Origin of the sequence: Streptosporangium sp. NPDC001681 (genome assembly GCF_040298085.1) — a bacterium.
Classification (GTDB): Bacteria; Actinomycetota; Actinomycetes; order Streptosporangiales; family Streptosporangiaceae; genus Streptosporangium.
Window position 1 is genome coordinate 1 of record NZ_JBEOZN010000285.1, and the last position, 3,045, is coordinate 3,045.

At 71.8% G+C, this 3,045-nt stretch carries 2 protein-coding genes; both read left to right on the forward strand.

Annotated features, from left to right (window positions below; all coding sequences use genetic code 11):
- The coding region (locus ABT130_RS47340) for an SDR family NAD(P)-dependent oxidoreductase (protein WP_350966458.1) at positions 1–2,373 on the forward strand (2,373 nt) is incomplete at its 5' end.
- 31 nt (positions 2,374–2,404) lie between these two features.
- Positions 2,405–3,045: beta-ketoacyl synthase N-terminal-like domain-containing protein (locus ABT130_RS47345; protein ID WP_350966459.1), on the forward strand; the 641-nt coding region annotated here is incomplete at its 3' end.

Below are 3,045 nucleotides of genomic sequence, written 5' to 3' on the forward strand. Positions count from 1 at the left end.
GTGGTTCCGGTGTTGCGGCGGGAGCGGTCGGAGGAGGTCTCGGTGGTGACCGCGTTGGGTCACGCGTTCGTGCATGGCAGTCCGATTGATTGGGAAGTGGTCTTTCCCGGTGCGGGCAAGGTGGACCTGCCCACCTACGCCTTCCAGCGACAGCGCTACTGGCTCGATGCCACCCGGCCGGACGGTGGTGAACAGTCGACGGACGCCCGGTTCTGGGAGCTGGTGGAGAGCGCGGATGCCGAGCGACTCGCGGACGCCCTCGGTCTCGGCGACGGGGACGTGCGCGGTTCCCTGAACACCGTGCTGCCCGCGATCACGTCGTGGTGGGACCGGAGGCGCGTCCGCTCTTCCACGGACTCCTGGCGCTACCGGGTGGTCTGGAGACAGGTCAGGTGGACTTCGGTGGATCGCCTGTCGGGAACGTGGCTCGTGCTCGTCCCCGAAGGGGAGGCGGCGGCGTGGGCGGAACCCGCCGAGCGCGCCCTGACCGGCAGCGGAGCGGACGTCGTCCGGATCGTCGTGACCGACGCGGATCGGGCGAAGCTCGCCGCCCAGCTGGGGTCGGTGGACCGGGTCGCGGGACTGCTTTCGCTGCTCTCCGCTGCCGAGAACCCCGCTGCCGAGAGCCCTGCTGTTGAGAACGCCACAGAGGAAGCGGCGGATGCGCAGGTCACCGTCCCCTGGGCGTACGCGGCGAACGTGGCGCTCCTCCAGGCGATGGACGACGCGGGCCTCGCCGCGCCGCTCTGGTGCGTGACCCGCAACGCGGTCTCCACCGGGCCCACGGACGAGGCGACGGATCCCGCACAGGCGCTCACCTGGGGGCTGGGCGCGATCGCGGCGGTCGAGAGTCCCGCGCAGTGGGGCGGTCTGGCCGACCTTCCCACGACGGTGGACGACCTCCTCTGGGAACGTCTCGCGGGTGTGCTGAGCGCGGAGCCGGCCGGACGGGAGATCGAGGTGGCCGTGCGCAAGTCCGGCCTGTACGCGCGACGCCTGATCCACGCGCCCCTGACCGAGGGGGCCGGATCGCCGGCCAGGGGCGGGTGGAACCCGGAGGGCACCGTCCTCGTCACCGGTGGGACGGGCGCGCTCGGTGCGCACGTGGCGGCCTGGCTCGCCGGGCGAGGAGCCAGACACCTGCTTCTGGTCAGCAGGCGGGGGGAGGCGGCACCCGGCGCCGCCGAACTCGGGGCACGGCTCGCCGACCTGGGGACCCAGGTCACCTTCGCCGCGGCGGACGTCGGTGACCGGGACGACCTCGCCCGCGTACTCGCCTCGGTGCCGCCGGAGCATCCGCTGACCGCCGTGGTGCACACGGCCGCCACGCTGGACGACGGTCTGATCGCGGCGCTCACCCCCGAGCGGCTGGACCACGCCCTGCGGGTCAAGGCCGTCGGCGCCCGGCATCTGCACGAGCTGACCCGCGATCTCGACCTGTCCGCCTTCGTGCTGTTCTCCTCGGTCGCCGGCATCTGCGGTGTCGCCGGTCAGGGCAACTACGCGCCGGGAAACGCCTACCTCGACGCGCTCGCCGCGCACCGCCGGGCAGCCGGTCTGCCGGCCACCTCGATCGCCTGGGGACAGTGGGCGGGCGGCGGCATCGTCACCTCCGAGGCGGCCCTGGCCCTGGCCAGGAACGGCCTCCGCGGCCTCCCTCCCGAACTCGCCGTCACCGCGCTGGGCCAGGCGCTCGATCACGACGAACCCCACGTCGTCATCGCCGACATCGACTGGAAGATCATGTTCGAGCACCGGCCACATCCCCTGGTGAGCGAGCTTCCGGAGATCGTCCAGGCCCGCCTCCAGGCACCCGGGGCCGCTGCCGAGCCGACCGGGACGGACGTTTCCGAACTGGTACGGCAGCTCGCCGATCTGGCAGAGGCGGAGCAGCGCCGGACCCTGCTACGGCTGGTCCGTCTCCAGGTCGCGGCGGTGCAGAGCCACTCGTCCCCCGAGGCGGTCGAGGCCGACAGGAGGTTCCGGGACCAGGGATTCGACTCGCTGGCCGCGGTCGAGCTGCGCAACCGGCTCGGCGCAGCGACCGGGCTGCGGCTGCCTCCCTCGATCGTCTTCGACCATCCCACCCCGACGGCTCTGGCCGGCTACCTGCACGCGGAGCTCGTACCGCGCGCCGACGCGACGGCCACGACGATCACATCGATCCTGGCGGGGATCGAGGCGCTGGAAGCGACCCTCTCGAAGGCCTCGGTGAGCGATGCCGAGCGGGAGGTCGCCGCCGCCCGGCTGCGGAGGCTCACCGCGACATGGGGCGACGTGACGCCGCCCGCGGACGCCGTCACGGACGAGTTGTCGTCGGCGAGCGACGACGAACTCGTCGAGTTCATCAGCAGAACGCTTGGAATCTCCTGAACCGCGTGCTTGAGAGGGACAGACGTAAACCATGAGTGAGGACCAGATCAGGCATCTCCTCAAGCGGGTCACCGCCGAGTTGCACGAGACACGGCAGCGCCTCCAGCGTGTACGGGACGATCAGACCGAACCGATGGCGATTGTCGGGATGGCGTGCCGGTTCCCCGGCGGGGTGAGCTCGCCGGAGGACCTGTGGCGGCTGGTCGCCGAAGGAGTGGACGCGGTCGGGGAGTTCCCCGACGACCGGGGCTGGGATGTGGAGGGCCTGTACGACCCCGATCCCGACCGGCCCGGCAAGTCCTACACCCGCCACGGAGGGTTCCTGGACGGCGTCGCCGAGTTCGACGCGGAGTTCTTCGGGATCTCGCCGCGCGAGGCGCTGGCGACCGATCCGCAGCAGCGGCTGCTTCTGGAGACCGCCTGGGAGGCGTTCGAGCGGGCCGGAATCGACGTATCCACCCTGCGGGGCAGCAGGACCGGGGTCTTCGCCGGCATGAACGGTCAGGACTATGCCGCCCGGCTTCCCCAGGTGCCGGAGGCCGTCGACGGCTACCTCAGCATCGGCAACGCGGCGAGCGTGGCGTCGGGCCGGATCGCCTACACGTTCGGGTTCGAGGGGCCCGCGGTCACGGTCGACACGGCGTGCTCGTCCTCGCTGGTCGCCCTGCACCT